Origin of the sequence: Pseudomonas izuensis (genome assembly GCF_009861505.1) — a bacterium.
Classification (GTDB): Bacteria; Pseudomonadota; Gammaproteobacteria; order Pseudomonadales; family Pseudomonadaceae; genus Aquipseudomonas; species Aquipseudomonas izuensis.
This window is the reverse complement of the sequence record NZ_WTFT01000036.1, coordinates 1-18480: the sequence shown is the minus strand read 5'-3', so window position 1 is coordinate 18480 and position 18480 is coordinate 1. Positions and strand designations below refer to the sequence as shown.

The 18480-nt window shown below is 61.4% G+C and carries 11 protein-coding genes; 2 read left to right on the top strand and 9 right to left on the bottom strand.

Features of this window, described 5'->3' with window-relative positions; translation table 11 throughout:
• Window positions 1-227: 227 nt before the first annotated feature.
• The 8 genes from GPL81_RS24765 to GPL81_RS24730 form a co-directional block, all read right to left on the bottom strand.
• The gene (locus tag GPL81_RS24765) at window positions 228-2918 is read right to left on the bottom strand and encodes a winged helix-turn-helix domain-containing protein (RefSeq protein WP_160108851.1); all 2691 of its coding nucleotides are present in this window, start codon (window positions 2916-2918) and stop codon (window positions 228-230) included.
• A gap of 278 nt (window positions 2919-3196) precedes the next feature.
• Window positions 3197-4765 (bottom strand): long-chain-fatty-acid--CoA ligase, encoded by a 1569-nt coding sequence (locus GPL81_RS24760; protein ID WP_160108850.1) that lies wholly within the window; start codon window positions 4763-4765, stop codon window positions 3197-3199.
• Window positions 4766-4937: 172 nt separating this feature from the next.
• Window positions 4938-6089: an acyl-CoA dehydrogenase family protein gene (locus GPL81_RS24755; protein ID WP_160108849.1), complete on the bottom strand. Its 1152-nt coding sequence runs from the start codon at window positions 6087-6089 to the stop codon at window positions 4938-4940.
• A gap of 19 nt (window positions 6090-6108) precedes the next feature.
• Entirely contained in the window at window positions 6109-6939 is an 831-nt protein-coding gene (locus GPL81_RS24750; protein WP_160108848.1) for an SDR family NAD(P)-dependent oxidoreductase, read from the bottom strand.
• 63 nt (window positions 6940-7002) lie between these two features.
• Window positions 7003-7437, bottom strand: a complete 435-nt coding sequence (locus tag GPL81_RS24745; protein WP_160108847.1) for a MaoC/PaaZ C-terminal domain-containing protein — start codon at window positions 7435-7437, stop codon at window positions 7003-7005.
• Between the two features lie 10 nt (window positions 7438-7447).
• A complete protein-coding gene (locus GPL81_RS24740; RefSeq protein ID WP_160108846.1) occupies window positions 7448-7888 on the bottom strand; it encodes a MaoC family dehydratase N-terminal domain-containing protein in 441 nt (146 codons plus the stop codon).
• Window positions 7889-7954: 66 nt separating this feature from the next.
• The gene (locus GPL81_RS24735; RefSeq protein ID WP_096510459.1) at window positions 7955-9142 is read right to left on the bottom strand and encodes a lipid-transfer protein; all 1188 of its coding nucleotides are present in this window, start codon (window positions 9140-9142) and stop codon (window positions 7955-7957) included.
• A gap of 253 nt (window positions 9143-9395) precedes the next feature.
• Window positions 9396-10523 (bottom strand): CaiB/BaiF CoA transferase family protein, encoded by a 1128-nt coding sequence (locus tag GPL81_RS24730; protein WP_160108845.1) that lies wholly within the window; start codon window positions 10521-10523, stop codon window positions 9396-9398.
• A 398-nt stretch (window positions 10524-10921) separates the two neighbouring features.
• Between GPL81_RS24730 and GPL81_RS24725 the strand changes: the two genes are divergently transcribed.
• A complete protein-coding gene (locus tag GPL81_RS24725) occupies window positions 10922-13663 on the top strand; it encodes a winged helix-turn-helix domain-containing protein (RefSeq protein ID WP_160108844.1) in 2742 nt (913 codons plus the stop codon).
• A 6-nt stretch (window positions 13664-13669) separates the two neighbouring features.
• Here the strand turns inward: GPL81_RS24725 and GPL81_RS24720 are convergent, their stop codons facing one another.
• Complete coding sequence (locus tag GPL81_RS24720) at window positions 13670-16171, bottom strand: LuxR C-terminal-related transcriptional regulator (protein ID WP_160108843.1); 2502 nt, start codon at window positions 16169-16171, stop codon at window positions 13670-13672.
• A gap of 1226 nt (window positions 16172-17397) precedes the next feature.
• Here GPL81_RS24720 and GPL81_RS24710 point away from each other — a divergent pair.
• Window positions 17398-18480 (top strand): DUF1302 domain-containing protein (locus GPL81_RS24710; protein ID WP_160108841.1); only part of this gene is annotated, 1083 nt, incomplete at its 3' end.

The following is an 18480-nucleotide window of genomic DNA, read 5'->3' as shown; positions in this document are numbered from 1 at the left end:
GCACCAAATCTGCGGCCACCCGAATCAACTGTAGGAGCTGGCTTGCCAGCGAAAGCGGTGGGTCTGACGACATCTCCGCCGGATGTGCCGGCCTCTTCGCTGGCAAGCCAGCTCCTACGCGGAACCTTCAATATTCGAACGGCTTAACGCGGTGTGCGGATGGAATGGCAGATAAGGTGATTGCCGATCCGCCGGCTACTCCAGTGGAGTGGGTCACGAGACGGGTCTCAGGTTGCTTCCTCCCGCCGCCTGCGGGCGATGACAATGGCGTCGTAACGGCTGGAGACGCCAAGTTTGAAGAAGATGTTCTTCAGGTTCCACTTCACGGTTTGCAAGCTGAGATTCAAGGCCAGTGCAATGCGCTTGTTGGACATCGATTGCTCCAGCAAATCAATGATGTCCTGCTCGCGCCGGGTCAGCGCCGTCTGCTCACGGGGCGTCTCAATCGCCGCCGATGAGCTTTTATCAGATTCGATTGGCGACAGGTCCGACGTTTCTGCCACCAGCTTTTGATAATAGGCGCCAAGCACTGCATCCTCTGCAAGATCAAGCTCCGGCAACAGGGACTGGAACGCTTCGCCCTCATCCAGGAAGGTGCGCACCAGCCCCAACCGATACCCGCTTGCAACTGCCGAGCGCAGAGACGCCAGGGCTTCGGCGCTGCGCTCCAGTTCAGCCAGGGCAAATGCGCGCAGCAACTCGACCTTGACCCGCCATTGCCCCCGGCCAAGCTCGCTGGCGTGACGCTCGACAATGTCCAGCGCCTGCATCGCGGCCTCGGGTTGCCAGCGCGCCAGTGCCAGGCGCGCCTTCGACAAGGCCGCCAGGGTCATGACTTCCACATCGCATGAGGACGCGCCCCGGTGGTTTCGTGCAAGGTCGTCAAGCAGTGCCTGCAACGTCTCGGCATGCCGCCAATCACCGCACTTCAACGTAATGCGCAACTGTTCATCGATCATCCGGGCCGTACCGCGATCAAGACCCAGGGCGCGGAAATGCTCTTCTTTCTGGTTCAAGTACTCCAATGCGCTGCGCGGCGAATCCTGCAGGTCAAGCAGGCGCGCATGGCACAACGCGGCGCCGATCATGTAGCCCGGCGCCGAAAAACGCAGAATATCCAGGCGATTGGCGAGCACCTCGCGGGCGTCCTCGAGACGATCGAGTTCGTAATACACCTCGGCCATGATCGTGGCGCTGGCACAGGCGCTCACCGAGCGACGCCCGTGAATCTGTTCGGCCTGGGCCAATATCACCGAGCCCATGCGCTCGGCCTCCAGCACCCTGCCCTCCAGCAAAATGCCCGAGGTCATGGCGGTCATGCCCATCAACGCCATTTCATCATTGCTGCTACGCAAACAACGCCCGAAGGCACCATTGAATACACTGCGGGCCTCGCTGTGACGGCCGGCGAGACCCAGGCAAGTGATCGTCATGCCAACGCGCACCTGCTCGTGGAAAGGATGACTGGCGGGCTGATCGGCAGACAACGCCAACAAGGCCAGGCAACGGGTTTCATCATCGCGATGCATGGCCAGCGATGCCTTGAGCAGTTGCAACTGATACGCCCATTGCGGTGCTTGCGGCACGCTTTCAAATGCCGTGATCCAGGCCTGCGCCTTGCTGGTGAGCACCGTGAGTACGGCGCCCCAGATCCCCAGCAGCATCAGCGACGGGTGCCCGATCAATTCATGCAAGGGCACCTGTTCAAGCCAGCGCATGAACTGGCTGAGATGACTCACACTGCGATAGGACGGTTGCACACGCTCCAGCAACTGTGCGACAACCGTGAAATCATCGCAGTGCAGCGCATGGCGCAGCGATTCGGGCACCAGTCCCGCCTGTTCGAACCACGTCGCCGCGCGCCTGTGCAATTGCGCGACATCGGTGCCAGACGCCTGCAAACGCTGGGTGAGAAACTCGACAAACAACGGGTGCAGGCGATACCACTGGCGATTGCCGGGCAGATCGACCGGCTGAATGAACAGGTTGCGTTCTTCCACCGCCGCAATCAGCTGCACCGCCCTCGCGGAACCGGTGACATGGGCGGCGACATCGGCATTGAAGCGCCTGAGGATGGAAATTTTCTGCAGGAAGTCGAACAGTTCTGTTGGCAAATCCGCGACCACATCTTCGGACAAATAGGCTCTGAGGGCGGCGCTGTCAGGCAGCAGTGCCGTGCCCTTGACGCCTTTTTTCGGGTTCGCCTTCAAGGCGATGGACATCAACTGCAAACCGATCGGCCAGCCATCGGTCAGGTCATGGATGGCATGCGCCGCGTCAAGGTTCACCCCCTGGTCCAGATGAACCTTGAGGAAGGCCAGCGACTCCGCGAAGTCGAATGACAGCCCTGCACAATCCACTTCGCACAGCTCGCCCATGGCGCGCAGGCGCCCCAACAGCAACGGTGGCGTGCTGCGCGATGCCAGCACCATATGCAAGTGATGCGGTGCGTCATCGATCAGCGCTTGCATCAACTGGGCGATCCGCACATCGGCCGCATGCTGGAAATCATCGAGCAAGACGTACAACTCACCGCTCACCCGGGCCAGCGCGTTGATCAACAGCGAAGCCATCGCCTGAATACTGATGGCTTCCGGTCCGGCCAACAACAGCAGGTCGTCATCCAGAGGCAGGCCTGCCTGGCGCAACGCGCCCAGCAGGCTGGCGCAAAACGATTCGAGCACGCAGTCGTCCGGCGATACCGACAGCCAGGCCACCTGAACCCCGTTTTTAATCAGCTGCTGGCGCCACTGCGCCATCAATGTGGTCTTGCCAAAGCCTGCGCTACCGGTCACCAGCTGCAAGCGACTGTGTCGCTCTCGCTGCAGCTTTGCCAGCAACTGCTCGCGGGCCACAGCCTGGCTGCCGATTCGCGGTGGGGCAAACCGGGTGGTGGTCAGCAATGAGTGGGTGTTCATGGGTGCGTACTCGGTTCAAGCGGCGCTGGGCACGCCGCAGGCCCAGCACGGTTATGGCCATGAGCGTTGCCACGCATGGCTCGCGACGCATAGAAGCCTAGCCAGAATCAGGCGTGTGACCTATCGCTCAAACGAATTAGATTCCGTTTGCCGCTCTAGATCAAAACGCCCCCTGTAGGAGCGAGCTTGCTCGCGATGGAGGTCAACGATAACGCGCGTTTTTTGACAACGCGTTTACCAGGCGTTTTTCGCGAGCAGGCTCGCTCCTACAGGGCAGCTCAGGCGATATTGCGACCGTGGTTCGCCCAATAGGGTTCGCGCAGCTCGTTCTTGAGAATCTTCCCGACCGTGGAAAGCGGCATGGCTTGCCGGAACTCGACGCTGCGCGGGCATTTGTAGCCGGCAATGCGTGTGCGGCAATGGGCAACGATTTCGTCTTCGGTCGCCACCGCTTCAGGCTTGAGCACAATCACCGCATGCACGGTCTCGCCCCATTTTTCACAGGGAATACCAATGACCGCGCTTTGGGCCACAGCCGGATGGCTGGCCAGGGCATTTTCAACCTCGGCGGAATAAATGTTCTCACCGCCGCTGACAATCATGTCCTTGAGGCGATCGACGATGTACACGAAACCTTCCTGATCCATCCAGGCACCGTCACCGGTGTGCATCCAGCCGTCCTTCAAGACCTCTGCCGTGGCGGCGGGGTTGTTCCAGTAACCAAGCATCACGTTCGGGCCGCGCACAGCGATCTCGCCGACCGTACCGCGTGGCACCTCCCGCCCCTCGCTGTCGACGATTTTCAGTTCGACGCAACTGATCGCGCGGCCGGCCGAGTACATCTTGCCACTGGCCTGATGCTCGGCACAGTGATATTGCGCGTCCAGCATCGTGCCGCCGGTCGTCAGCTCGGTCATGCCATAACCCTGAAAAAACCGGGCAGTGGTAAACGCCTCGCAGGCACGGTCCAGCAACACGGGGGAAATCGGCGAAGCGCCGTAGATAATGTTCTTGATCGAACTCAGGTCCAGAGCGTTCAAGGCCGGCCTGGCGTCGCGCGCATCCAGCATCATCTGGATCATGGTCGGGGCCATCATGGCATCGGTCACGCCTTCCTGACTGATCAGTTCGAGCGCGGCTTCACCGCTGAAGGCCGGTAGCACCACATGGGTGCCGCCGCAAATGAACATGCCGTACATGCCGGAAAAATCAGCCAGGTGGAACATCGGCATCGCATGCAGAAACTTCGCTTCGCTACCGTAGAATCCCTTGCTCAGACTGGCCAGGGAGGCGAACGCCAGATTGTCATGGCTGATCATGACGCCCTTGGGGAAACCGGTGGTGCCGCCGGTGTAGAAAATACCCAGCAAGGCATCACCACTGCGACGTACATCCTCGATGGCCTCGGCCTCGGCGAGCAAGGCTTCGTAGGACAGCATGCCGTCCGGTGTCTCGTTGTCGCCGGCATAGATCACATGACGAATGGTTTTGGCCTGTCGGGCAATCATGCCCCCCATGACGCTGAAGGTGTCGTCGACGATGAGGATGGTCGTTTGCGAATCGTCCAGGGAGTAGACGATTTCCATCACGCTCCAGCGGGTATTGACCGGGTTGAGTACCCCGTCCGCCCAAGGTACGCCAAGGCTGTATTCGATGTAGCGTTGCGAGTTGCGCGACAGCATGGCGACGCAATCACCGCTCGCCAGACCGAGCTTCTTCAGCGCACCGGCCAGCCGGGCAACCCGTTCGCCGAGCGCGGCAAACGTCAGGCTGCGGCCCTGGCAGCGGATGGCGGTTGCGTCGGGGCGCTGCTGCATGTGTCGGTGCAACCCTTGGGTGATGTACATCTGAGCCTCCAGAATCTTGTTGTTATAAGTAAAGCAGCTGCCTTTTGTGGTGCGGCAAAAACCCATTGTGGGAGCGAGCCTGCTCGCGAAGGGGCGTCAGATTCAACATGAATGTTGACTGGCATGCCGCTTTCGCGAGCAGGCTCGCTCCCACATAAAGCGACCTGCAGCGTTAGAGCGAACGCCCCACCAGCTCGCGCTGGATTTCGTTGGCGCCGCCGTAGATGCGTGCGACGCGGGCGTCGGCGAACATCCGCGCGATCGGGTATTCGTTCATGTAGCCGAAGCCGCCGAAGAACTGCAGGCAACGGTCCATGACCTCGCCCTGACGGTCGGTCAGCCAGAACTTGCCCATCGACGCGGTGGTGGTGTCCAGGGTGCCATCCACCCAGCGCTGGATGATCAGATCGCCGAAGGTGCGTGCCGCTGTCACCGTGGCCTTCACGTCCGCCAGGGTAAAACGGGTGTTCTGGAAGTCCAGGATTGCCTTGCCGAAAGCCTTGCGCTCCTTGGTGTACTCAACCGTCAACGCCAGGGCGCGCTCCATGCTGGCAACGGCCTGGATGGAGATTTCCGCGCGCTCATAGGGCAACTGCTGCATCAACTGATAGAAGCCCTGCCCCTCGACGCCGCCCAGCAGGCAGTCAGCCGGCACTTCGCATTCGTCGAAGAACATCTCCGAGGTGTCCTGCCCCGGCAGGCCGATCTTGTCCAGGCACTGGCCACGGACGAAGCCCGGTGTCTTCGTATCGACGATGAACAGCGAGATGCCTTTGGAGCCCTTGGCTTCCAGATCGGTCTTGGCGATGACCACCACCATGTCACTGTTCTGGCCGTTGCTGATGAAGGTTTTCGAGCCACTGATGACGTACTTGTCGCCCTTCTTCACCGCACGGGTGCGCACGCCTTGCAGGTCGGAGCCGGTGCCCGGCTCGGTCATGGCGATGGAGGTAATGCACTCGCCGGAGGCGATTTTCGGCAGCCACTGCTGCTTCTGCGCTTCGGTACCGCTGGCCAGGATGTAGTGACCGACGATGTGGTTGATGCTCAGCGCGATGCTCATCACACCGGCATAGGTCAACTCTTCCATGGCCACGGCGTAATGCGCCGGGGTGCCATCGGCGCCGCCGTACTCCGAAGGCATGTCCGGCAGGATCATGCCCATTTCGCCGCAGGCCAGCCAGGCCGCACGGTCGGAGCGGTGCTGTTCGCGCCACTTGTCTTCCTGAGGGACAAGCTGCTCGCGCACGAAACGGCGAATGCTGTCACGGAAGGCGCCAAGGTCCTCGTCCATCCATGGGGATGTGTAGTTTTCCAGTTGCATGACAAATCTCCTTCAAGGATCAGACGGTGCCGAGGCCGCCGCCGCAGACCAGGACCTGACCGGATACGTAATCCGATTCCGGGATGCAGAACAGATACACGGCGCCAGCCGCTTCATCCGGCGTACCCGGACGTCCCAGCGGACACATCTGCTTGCCGGCTTCGATCGCCGCAGCCTGAATGCCGACCTTGATCTCGCGGCCTTCGATGTTCACGGTCTTGCTCGCGTCGCCGGCCAGTGCCTGGGTCATGCGGGTTTCGATGTGACCGTAGGCCACGGCGTTGACGTTGACCTTGTGGCGGCCCCACTCCTTGGACATGGTTTTGGTCATGCCGAGGATCCCGGCCTTGGCCGTCGAGTAGTTGGCCTGACCGGCGTTACCGGCAGCGGCGATCGAGGAAATATTCACCACTTTGCGGTGCACCACGCGGCCTTCGGCAGCCTCGGCCTTGGCGGCGGCGCTGATCACCGGGTAAGCCGTACGCAGGATGCGGAACGGTGCGGTCAGGTGGCAGTCGATGATCGCGTACCACTGCTCGTCCGACATTTTCTGGATGACGTTATCCCAGGTGTAACCGGCGTTGTTGACGATGATGTCGATGCCGCCGTAGTTGTCGACGGCGGTCTTGATGAAGCGGTCGGCGAAATCCACCGCCGTTACGCTGCCCACGCAGGCGACAGCGTCACCACCGGCTTCGCGGATCTGCGCAACCACTTCTTCAGCCGGCCCGGCGTCCAGGTCGTTGACCACCACGCGGGCGCCATCGGCGGCCAGTTTCAGCGCCACACTGCGCCCGATGCCGCGACCGGAGCCGGTCACCAGCGCTACTTTGCCTTCAAGCTTTTTCATCATTCGATACCTGTATTTTTTGTTATCTGTTACTGGGTAGGAAACCGGGGTTCAGTTCGGTTTTCAGTTCAATGTCACGACCGCTTCACCCACCAGCTTGTCTTCGCCGTACTGGTTGGCGCACTTGATTTCCAGACGCACGAAACGCTCGCCGCCGGCTTCGAATTTCTGTGCCACGCGCCCCGTCAGGTGCGGGATATGGCCGATCTGGGTGATGCCGGTGAAACGCACGGCGAGCTTGCGGATCTGCGGTTGTGGCACCCAATTGGTCAGCAGTCGGCCGAGGTAGGCCGCCGACAGCATTCCGTGGGCGAACACATCCGGCACGCGGGCCTTGCGGGCGAAATCGATGTCGATGTGGATTTCGTTGTGGTCACCGGAAGCACCGGCGTAGAGCGCCAACATCGTGCGATTGATCGGGCGCAGCTTCATCAGCGGCATCACATCGCCTACCTGGACATCGCTGAACTGCGGGCCGGTTTTTGGGAGTTGAGACATGGGCTATTCCTCAGCGCTGCACGAGCGAAGAACGAAGATCGGCGATGTGCTCACCGTCCTGGTTGGTCACGCGGGTTTCCTGCACCACGAATTGCAGCGCCCCGCCCTTCTTCTCGTACACATCGACGATGCGCGAATCGAAGGTCAACACGTCGCCGGCGAACGCCATGCGGTGATAGTTGAATTCCTGCTCGGCGTGCAGGATGCGACCCAGGTCAAAGCCCATGATGTCTTCGACGATGGCCTGTGGGTTGCGCCCTTCGCTTTCCAGGCACAGCAGGAAGGTTGGGGGTACGGGCAGCGCCTTGTAGCCTGCCGCTATTGCCGCCGCTTCTTCGGTATAGACCGGGTCGGTTTCGCCAATGGCTTTGGCGAAAAACCGCAGGCGACCCTTTTCCACTTCACTGGTGGTGACGCCAAGGGAACGGCCGATCAGACTCTTGTCTGCCATTTCAATTGATTCCTGTGCGTTATCAGGTCATCGCACACCCGTCGAGGCGCGCGAGCCAAGGTGGGTTCAACCGCGACCGAAGAGCGTGACGACACCTGCGCCGCCCAGGCCGAGGTTGTGCTGCAATGCGTGCTGCAAACCTTCGACCTGACGCGCGCCGGCAGTCCCGCGCAACTGATGGGTCAGCTCGAAGCATTGCGCCAGGCCTGTGGCACCCAGCGGGTGACCTTTGGAAAGCAGGCCACCCGACGGGTTGATCACCACTTGACCGCCGTAGGTGTTGTCGCCGTCCATCACGAATTTTTCGCCACCGCCCACCGGGCAGAAACCCAGGCCTTCGTAGGTCAGCAGTTCGTTGTGCGCGAAGCAGTCGTGCAGTTCGCAGACACGAATGTCCTCGGGGCCGACACCGGCTTTTTCGTAGACCTCATTGGCGGCCTGGCGGGTCATGCCCACGCCGACCACGCTGATCATCGATGGCGGATCGAACGCATCCGGTTTGTCCGTGGCCAGCGCCTGCGCCAGGATGGTCACGTCAGTACGCAGGCCATGCTTCCTGGCAAAACGCTCGGACACGATGATCGCCGCCGCGCCACCGCAGGTCGGCGGGCACGCCATCAGACGGGTCATCACCCCTTCCCAGACCACCTGATCGGCCATCACTTCTTCGGTGGTGACCACCTTGCGGAACACCGCCAAGGGGTTGTTGGCGGCATGACGGCTGGCCTTGGCGCGGATCGCGGCGAAGGTTTCCATCCGGGTACCATACTTTTCCATGTGTTCTTTGCCCGCGCCGCCGAAGAACATCAGCGCACCAGGCATGCCGACACCTTCCGGGAAGGCCATGGCGGAGGCATCAAAGCCCTTGCCCATGGTCAGGGGGCGGTCGGTCCAGAAGTTCTTCAGTGCGCCGGGTTGCATCTGTTCGAAACCAAACGCCAGCGCGCAATCAACGGCGCCGCTTTCCACGGCCTGGCGCGCCAGGTACAGCGCGGTCGAACCACTGGCGCAGTTGTTGTTGACGTTGATCACCGGAATCCCGGTCATGCCGACTTCGTACAACGCCGACTGGCCGCAGGTGGAGTCGCCGTAGACATAGCCCGCATAAGCCTGCTGTACCAGGTCATAACCGATGCCCGCATCCTGCAGCGCCTGGCGTACCGCCTGCGCGCCCATCTCGATGTAGGAACCACTGGCGCCAGGCTTGGCAAACTGAATCATGCCGACGCCGGCAATGTAGGTTTTCTGTGACATCACGTTCTCCCGGGGGGTTGATTGACGGAGCGTCGGTCGTCTCGCGACCCTGCTGCTCCATGGCGTCATGGTTGCGTACCAACCCTCGGGCTGTATCCCGCTCACAGGGAGTGGGATGGGGTGGGTTGACTATCTGTCAAAACACAAACCCTGTAGGAACGAGCCTGCTCGCGATGGCGGCAGCACATTCAACATCTGTGTTGTCTGTCAGTCCGCTATCGCGAGCAGGCTCGCTCCTACAGGGTGGGGGGTATCAGGCGATGGCACCGGCGGCGCGCAGCTCGCCGATACGCCCATCGTCCAGTCCCAGTTCACGAAGGATGTCGAGGGTATGTTCGCCGTTCTTCACCACGCTCCCGGCGGTGGCCGGCGTGCGGCTCAATCGCGGGGCCGGTGCGGGGTGGGTCACGCCGTCGGTCTGCATGAAGGTGCCTCGGGCCCGATGGTGCGGATGTTCGAGCGCCTCGTTGAAGTCCAGCACCGGGGCGAAACAGACGTCGGTGCCGTCCAGCAGTTCGCACCATTGATCCCGGGTACGGGTGAGGAACATGGCCTCGAGTTTGTTGCGCAGGGCCGGCCATTGCTGGCGGTCCCACTGGCGTTCGAACGCCGGGTCATCGATCTGGCAAAGCTGCATCAGCAGCCGGTAGAACTGCGGTTCGATGGAGCCAATCGAGACAAACCCGCCATCGGCGCAGGCGTAGCAACCGTAAAAAGGCGCGCCGCCGTCGAAGATGTTTTCCCCACGGCCGCGCCACTCTCCGCTCTGCTTGAACTCGTAATACATCGTGCTGAGCAGCGCCGCACCATCGGATATCGCCGCGTCCACCACCTGCCCTTTGCCGGACTTTTGCGCCTCCAGCAGCGCACTGACGATGCCGAACGCGAGGAACATCGCGCCGCCGCCCATATCGCCCGCCAGGTGCAACGGCGGTGTCGGCTCGCGATCGGCATGGCCCATGGCATGCAGCGCGCCGGTGATCGCCAGGTAGTTGAGATCGTGGCCGGCAACGGGAGCCAGCGGCCCAGTCTGACCCCACCCCGTCATGCGCCCGTACACCAGGCGCGGGTTGCGTTGCAGGCACGGCTCCGGCCCCAGTCCCAGTCGCTCCATGACCCCCGGTCGAAAGCCCTCGATCAGTACGTCGGCGCCTTCGATCAATTGCAGCAACACATCAATCGAACCTGGCTTGCGCGGATCAATCGCCAGGCTACGCCGGCCCCGGCTGATCACACTGCCGTCACCATTGAGGAAGCCTGACACCAACCGATCGATCCGAATCACCTCGGCGCCCATGTCGGCCAACAACATGGTGGCGAACGGCGCGGGCCCGATCGCATTCATCTCGACTACTTTCACACCTGCCAGTGGTCCTGCCATCGCTTATCTCTCTCATTATTGGATGCATGGCTGCAGCGCCACCGAATCGGCTTGCAGCGCGCCACAGGCTAGCGGGGCCCTCCTTCGGGACAATCGCTCAAACGAGTGAAGTTCCCCCCGAGCACACAGACCGTTTGCGCAAGGCGGCCTTGCCACGGGACAGGGGCATGGCAATATGCGTCGGATAAGAACCGCGAAGAACGGGCTGAAGCTGCTGAAGCCGATCAGTTAAGGTGTGAAAAACTGTGGGAGCGAGCCTGCTCGCGAAGGCGGTTGAACAGTCAACATCTATGTTGCCCGAAAGTCCGCTATCGCGAGCAGGCTCGCTCCCACAATGGTTGTGATGTTCAAGCCCTTGACTGATTTGCAAGCACGCGACTCGCCCGCTGGAGAAATACATGCCTGACCGCCCGGACCTGTTGGCCCGCCTGACCCTCGTCCCGACCCTGAGCGACAGGGAGGATGACCGTTCTGCCACGGCGGCCACAGCTGATGCGAAGCTTCATGCCTCGCGAATCCACCCGGAAAAATTTCGCGTGCCTGCCACGGCGCCCAGCCATCTGCCGCGTACTCATCTGCTGGATCGAATGGATAACCCGCAGGCTGCCCGCCTGATTCTCGTCGAGGCCGCGGCGGGCTTCGGTAAAACCACGTTGTTGCGACAATATCGTGAGCGCTGCCTGGCCCACGGTCGCCAGGCGCTGTGGTTGACCCTGGATGCCGCCGACAATGAATTGCGGCGCCTGACGGCCCACCTGCATGTCGCCTTGCAGGCCCTCGGCGCACCTGCCGACAGCGAGAAACCCATCGACTTCAGCCCCCAGGCACTGCTCGACAAACTGATCGCACTGGACCAACCCTTTGCGATTTTTCTCGACGATTTCGAAACCCTGGAGTCCGCCCCGGCACTGGATTTTGTGCGGCAGTTATTGAGGGCCCTGCCGTCTTGCGGGTTGCTGGTCATCGCGTCAAGAACCACACCGGATATCGCGCTGGGCCGTTTGCGGGCGCACGGGCAAATGCGCGACATCACCACCGACGCCCTGCGCATGAGCCTTGTCGAGACCACAACCTTCATCCGTGAAAAATGCGGCTTGTCCCTTGAGGACGCTGAAATTGCCACGCTGCAGCAACGCACCGAAGGCTGGATCACCGCGCTTTACCTGAGCACGCTGTCCTTGCAGGGGCGCAAAGCCCCGGCCGATTTCGTGGCGTCACTATCCGGCGCCAATCTGGAACTGGCCGATTACCTGGCCGAGGACATCCTCGAACGCCAGACGGAAGAGTGTCGGCAGTTTCTGCTGCACAGCAGCGTCCTTGGACGCTTCAGCGCAGCGCTGTGCGATGCAGTGACCGCGCGCAGCGACAGTCAGGCCATGATCGACTACCTGCAACGCGCCAACCTGTTCATTCAGTCAACGGATGAGCAACATGAGTGGTTCCGCTATCACCCCTTGTTTGCCGATTTCCTGCGTCGTTCGCTGGAACGCCATTCCCCCGGGTACGCCAAAAAGCTGCACGCGATGGCTGCCCGTTGGTACCTCACTGAAAATCAGCCGGCAGCCGCGATCGAGCACTATCTGCGGGCGGGTGAAGCCGACAACGCGAGCCAGCAGATCGACCGGCATCTGGACGAGCTGATCGATGCCGGCCGGCTGCGCTGGTTGCTGCGTTGGTTCGAGCAGATTCCTGATCTCATACTGGATGGCTATCCCCGGCTGATCCTTGCCCATGCCTGGACACTGGTGCTTGATCATCGCTATCAGGACGCCATGCAATTGATTGAACGCCATCGCAACACTCAGGAGATGGGCACTATTCGCTGCCTGCTGCAGGTGTTCACCGACCAGATAGATGCCGCGTATGCCACGGCCCTGGCCGAGATCGAACGGGTGTCGCCCCAGGACGTCTTGCAGTACGGCATGCTCGCCACCACGCTGGCCTTCTGCATGGTCGCCACCGGTCGCTATGAACAGGCACGAGCATTACTGACGCGTATGGTCAGCCCGGGGGCGCAGAACCGTTCAATGCTCGTCGACAGCATCGTGGTCTGCGTGGAGTGCATCCTGGACCTGGTCCAGGGGCGGCTTGAAAGTACCGTCGCCCGCCTGCATGCCGCCCGTGAAGTGCAGGCACAACGGCCTGAAGGCAAATGGGCGGGCGGCAGGCCCTCGCTCGATACCCTGCGTGCGATGGCGCGGTATGAACAGGATGCCCTGGTTCAAGCCCGGCAATTGCTCAGCGATATCCCCTCGTATGCCCTCGACAGCGGCGGCCCGGACCCGATGATCGTCCGGCATGTACTGCTCGCCCGCATCGCCTACCAACACGGCGAGCGCGCTGTCTGGGTGCAGCAACTGGCTGAACTGGAACAACTGGGCCGGCGCAGTGGTTCGTTGCGTATACATTGTGCAGCGTGGCTGGAGCGCGCCCGTATCGCGACGCTGGAAAACCGTCTCGACATCGCTGCACAGGCCCTGCATAACGCCGAACTGGCGGGGAATTGGCAACGTCCCGACCTGGTGCTGCACACCTGCGACACCGATACCCCTTTTATCGCGCGCCAGCGGCTGCGCATTTTCAAGGGTGAGCACGCCAGTGCGGCCACGGCCCTGCAACCCGCCATCGCCGAAGCATTGGAGCGTCAGCACCACCGACGGGCGCTGAAACTGCGCTTGCTGTATGCCCTGGCACTGGACGGCCTCGGGCGACAGAAAGAAGCACTGGACACCCTGACCCCAGCCTTGCGCCTGGCCAGCGAAGAAGGGTTCATCCGCACCTTTCTCGATGAAGGCCCGGCCCTGGCAAAACTGCTCCAACGCTGGGCCGTGTCCTTCAAGGCGCAGTGCAAGAGCCTGGGTATTGCCCCGCAGTTCCTGACGGATTTGCTGCAACGCAACGCCACCCCGGGCACGCCAGCCGAGGCAGACGTCGACGAAACGGACACGCCATTGACCGCCCGCGAGTTCCATGTAATCCGGCTGCTGGCCGCAGGCAACCGCAACCGGGCCATTGCCGAGCAGATGCACCTGTCCGAGCACACGGTCAAGACGCACTTGCGCAACGTCAGCGCGAAGCTGGGGGCGCAAAGCCGCACGGAAGTCATCGCTATCGCACGCGCCAGGGGATTGCTCGATTGACGGACTTCAAGCCAAAACGCCCATCGCCTTGGCCCGCATCACGGCTTGAGTGCGCCGCTTGACCCCCAGTTTGTGGTTGATATGCACGGTGTGGGCCTTGACGGTATTGAGCGAAATGAACAACTGATTGCTGATTTCCTGATTGGACAATCCTTGCGCGACCAGCTCCAGCACGCAAACCTCCCTCGGCGTCAGCTCCGACCCGGCTCGGGGGGCGGTCACCGGTTCTGGCTGCCGGCTTGCCAGAGGATTGAATGGCGCGAGCGGTACCTGCGCAGGCACCGGTGCCAAACCGGGTTCGGCATCGATCCGTGCCAGCACCGCCTGCACTTCCCTGATCAAACTGCCGAAACGCCGGCACTCGCAGTCCGCCAGCAATGACACCAGCCGCTGCCGTGCTGCTTCGACCTGACCGGTGCCTTGCTCACCCAAAGCAATCATCAACTCGATGCGCTGGCGCAACGAAGGCGCGTGCAGCGGAGGAAGCTGTGACGTGCCGCCCTGAATATAGGCCTGGGCTGCCAGCGCCATCGGCAACATCCGCGCCCACGCGCCTTGTCGTGCCAGCAAGCGCAGATGTTGATAGAAGATCATCGACTGATAGCAGCTTTCCTTGATTTTCGCGCACTGCATGGACCGTGTCGCCGTGCTCAAATGAATCTGGGCCTGTTCGAAGTCACCGCGGCAGGCGTGCACTTCCGACAACCCGATCAGCGCGTGCAATACATAGGGGTCGCCACTTTCCGTGCCGAGTTCCAAAGCCATGCACAGCGCATGCTCGCTGGCATCCAGGTCGCCCCGCAGCAAGAACAGCTCGCCCTGCAAGAGCTGCAAACGGCCGAGCATCAAGCTGTGGTGCCCTTTCAGTCGAGTGACCAGGCGCAAGCATTCCTGCACCAGCGCCTCGGCTTCTGCCAACTCGCCGCCGAGAATCAACTGGCGGATGCGATCGGCATTGATCAGCACTTCACTGGCCAGGCAACCCTGATGACGCGCCAGTGCCAGGCAGGACTGCAACCATCGTTCGGCCTGCCCGGTCTTGCCGGCGGCCATCGAGACGCGGGCCAGGGTGGAATAGCACAGAAATGACGACTGCCAATCACGCAACTCCAGGTGCTGCAGGGCGGATTCGCAATGCTCGAAGGCGCCGTCGGCGTTGCCCAGCAGCCCCTGCAAAGTGCCCTCCAGTGCCTGCCAGTTGGCCAGGATGCGAACGTTGACCTGGGCCTTGGATTGCGGGGAAATCCTGGCCAGTCGGGCGATGCACGACTGCGCTTCATCCAGCCGCCAACTGCTGAGGAGCGCCCTGGCATTCATGTAGATCAGGTTTGGCGTGCACTCGAGCAAACGCAAGGGTAAGCGGGCACGCCAATCGAGCCAGGTGAACAGGTTGCGCTCGATCAACAGCCAGTCCAGCGTCAGGCGCTCCATGTAACAGGCCGCCACATCCACATAACCGATGGACAGCGCCAACTCGATGGCCTCGTCGACAAACCCGTCATTGCATAACAGGCGGCAGGCGCTCAAGCGCAACTGACTTACGCCGGCGGCGTTCAGCTCTCCTTGTAGCGCCTGTGCCACGGCGGGTAGCAGGCTGTACCAGATGGCCTCGTTGTCCAGCGGTACAAAAAACGATTGCGATTGCAGCAGGCCACAAAAAACACTCCCGGCATCGAGGTCCGGCCAGAGCTGCTGACAGAGCGTCGCCGACACCCGTGGCAAATGCGCGATGCCCGGCAAAAGCTTGCGAGCATCCGCATCAAGCCGGGCCAGGAGTTCGCCGCCCAGGTAATCGCGCATCCACAACGCCCCTGCCCGCTCATGACGGCCACCAGCGTTGAGCAACAGGAACGTTCCGGCGCACCAGCCGTGGGTCTGGCGCCACAGTTTGTCACGCGTTGCAGGCTCGGTTGTCGGATCAAGCCACTCGACCACTTGCTCGAACTCGTCGTGGTCAAAGGCCAGTTGCCCGGCATCGAGTTCAAGCAGTTGACCCTCCAGCAGCAATCGCGCCAGCTTCCAGTTCGGCCGTTGTCGACAACTGACCCACAGCTGGACCTGCGCTTGTGAGCGCAGCAACCGGTCAATCCATTCATCGAGTTCGGGACAGGACTGGGCCGGGTAGTCATCCAGCACCAGCCACCAGCCCTCTTCGCGGCTTTGCAGCCATGCCAGCAGCGCACGCGGATCGCGGGCCCCGATGGCCTCGTCTTCGAGACCTTCGGCAAGTCGCTCGCAAAATTGCGCCAGCGTCAGCGAGCGCCCTTCCAGATCAAGCCTTAGATAACGTTCAGGGTTGTGCCGGCCCAGGCACTCATTGATCAGGGCCGTCTTGCCATAGCCCGCGGGGGCACACAACAGACGCAAACGCTGCTCGCTGGCGAGCAGTACGTCGAGCAGTCTCGGCCGTCGCAGGTAGGCGGGAGGCAACCGGGGCAGATTCGCCAGTCGAGTGGGGCAGGCATCTCCAGACCGGCTTTGATCCCGACGCGTCATTGAAAGGAGCATGGGCTCGCAGCCCTCCTGATTTCAGCCATGGTTCGGTCACCTTCCGCTCGAAAATAAGCAGGGGTGGACCCGGACAAGAATTCGGGCAATCTTCGCGCGCGTAGAACGGCTTACCCATCCGCCATTCGAGGTATTTGCTCGGTTGCCTGGTGCATTTGCGATGAAAGGTTTGTGGCAGGGCTGTAGTGCTGTTCGCTTTGGGTGGGTGGTTGCGGATTGGATTGGGTGTATATCCGTTATTTAGGTGATGGCGGCTGGCGGTTTCGCTCTTACAGCGAGTCACTTGGAAAAGCCTGTAGGAGCTGGCTTGCCAGCGAAGACGGCGGAACAGTCAACATCAATATTGACTGACAATCCGCTTTCGCTGCGATGCGGCGATCCGACAAGCCAGCTCCTACAGGTGCGCGTGTTTTCCACATGTTGTGTATAGGCTCGCTTCTGATCTTGCGCTGGTTTGGCTTTGGCTTTTGATTTGCCCCATTGAGAGGCCGAGCGCGAGGCGGCCTAACAGCCGACCTGACATTTGCGGGCACACCCAATCCCCTGTGGGAGCTGGCTTGCCAGCGAAGACGGCGGAACAGTCAGCATCAATGTTGACTGACAAACCGCTTTCGCTGCGATGCGGCGACCCGACAAGCCAGCTCCTACAGGTCCGTGTGTTTTCCACATGCGTGTGTATAGGCTTGCTTCTGATCTTGCTCTGCTTTGGCTTTGGCTTTGGCTTTGGCTTTGGCTTTGGCTTTGGCTTTGGCTTTGGTTTTGGCTTTTGATCTTGATCTTGATCTTGATCTGCGCCATCGAGAGGCCGAGCGCAGGTTNNCGCGGCGGGCCCACGGAGCAGGACCGGAGCGAGGGCATGCCGAGCCTAGGCGAGGCACCGAACGAAAGGGGCGAAAGCGTTTGGTTACTTTGCGCTTTTCAAAGTGACCCGCCGCCAGGGCGGAACCCTAAGTAGCCGTTACCGCAGCAACGGATTTACACCCCAATCCAACGCCCACTAAAGTGAACAGCATTACGTGCCAGACCTGCTCCCACGCTTGTTACCTTCTGCAACACCTCCTGTCACACCGCACCGCACCCACACCCGATCCAGTTAAAAAACACCCTCGAAACCAGGCAAATAATGCTTTCAGGTAATACGCAAAATTACCTGATCAGGCAATTCAGGCCTGCGGTTCACCTGCATAGGATGCCCACTCCACAACATCCTGCAGTAGAGAAACCGCATGACAAAAACAACAAAGCGCGGCGTCTTCCAGCCCAGTCTGCTGGCCGTAGCGGTAATGGTTGCCACTGGCGCGAGCACTGAAGCTCACGCGGTCGATTTCAACATCGGGGAGATTCAAGGGACCTTCGATTCATCGCTGTCGGTCGGCGCCAGTTGGTCGACGGCTGACCCGGACAAGCAGTTCATCTCCAACTTCAACTCACAGGGTGTGACCGGTGGCGAATCCGCCTCGCGGACCACCGACGACAACCGCCTGAACTTCAAGAAGGGCGAAACCTTTTCGAAGATCTTCAAGGGCGTGCACGACCTGGAGCTCAAATACGGCGACAGCGGTGCCTTCGTGCGCGGCAAGTACTGGTACGACTTCGAGCTGATGGACGAACACCGGCCGTTCTACGACATCGACGATTCGGGGCGTGACCGCGCCGCCAAGTCGTCCGGGGCGATGTTCCTCGACAGCTTCGTCTACCACAACTACTCCCTCGGCGATCAGGTCGGCAACGTGCGCCTCGGCAAGCAGGTGGTGAGCTGGGGCGAGAGTACCTTCATCGGCAACTCGATCAACAGCATCAACCCGGTCGACGTCGCGGCCTTGCGCCGTCCCGGTGCGGAAGTGAAGGAAGGCCTGATCCCGGTCAACCTGCTCTACGTGTCCCAGGGCCTGGCCGACAACATCACCGCCGAAGCGTTTTATCAGCTGGAGTGGGACAAATCGGTCCTCGACAACTGCGGTACGTTTTTCGGCACTGACGGTGTGCCGCAAGGCTGCAACGACCGTCTGGTGGTCGCCGGCCTCGACTTGCCCCCGGGCGTGGCGCAAAACACCGGTGGCCTGGCGGCCATCGCCGCCGGCACCGACGATGCGTTCATTCCACGCCTGAAGGACAACGACGCCCGCGACAGCGGCCAGTATGGCCTGGCCTTGCGCTGGTACGTGCCGGAGGCCAACGACACCGAGTTCGGTGCCTACGCCATGAACTATCACAGCCGCAGCCCGTTCCTGAGCATCAACCAGATGACCAGCGCGGCCGGTGGTGTGACCTCGGCGCGCAGCGTGCGGTACTTCATCGACTACCCGGAA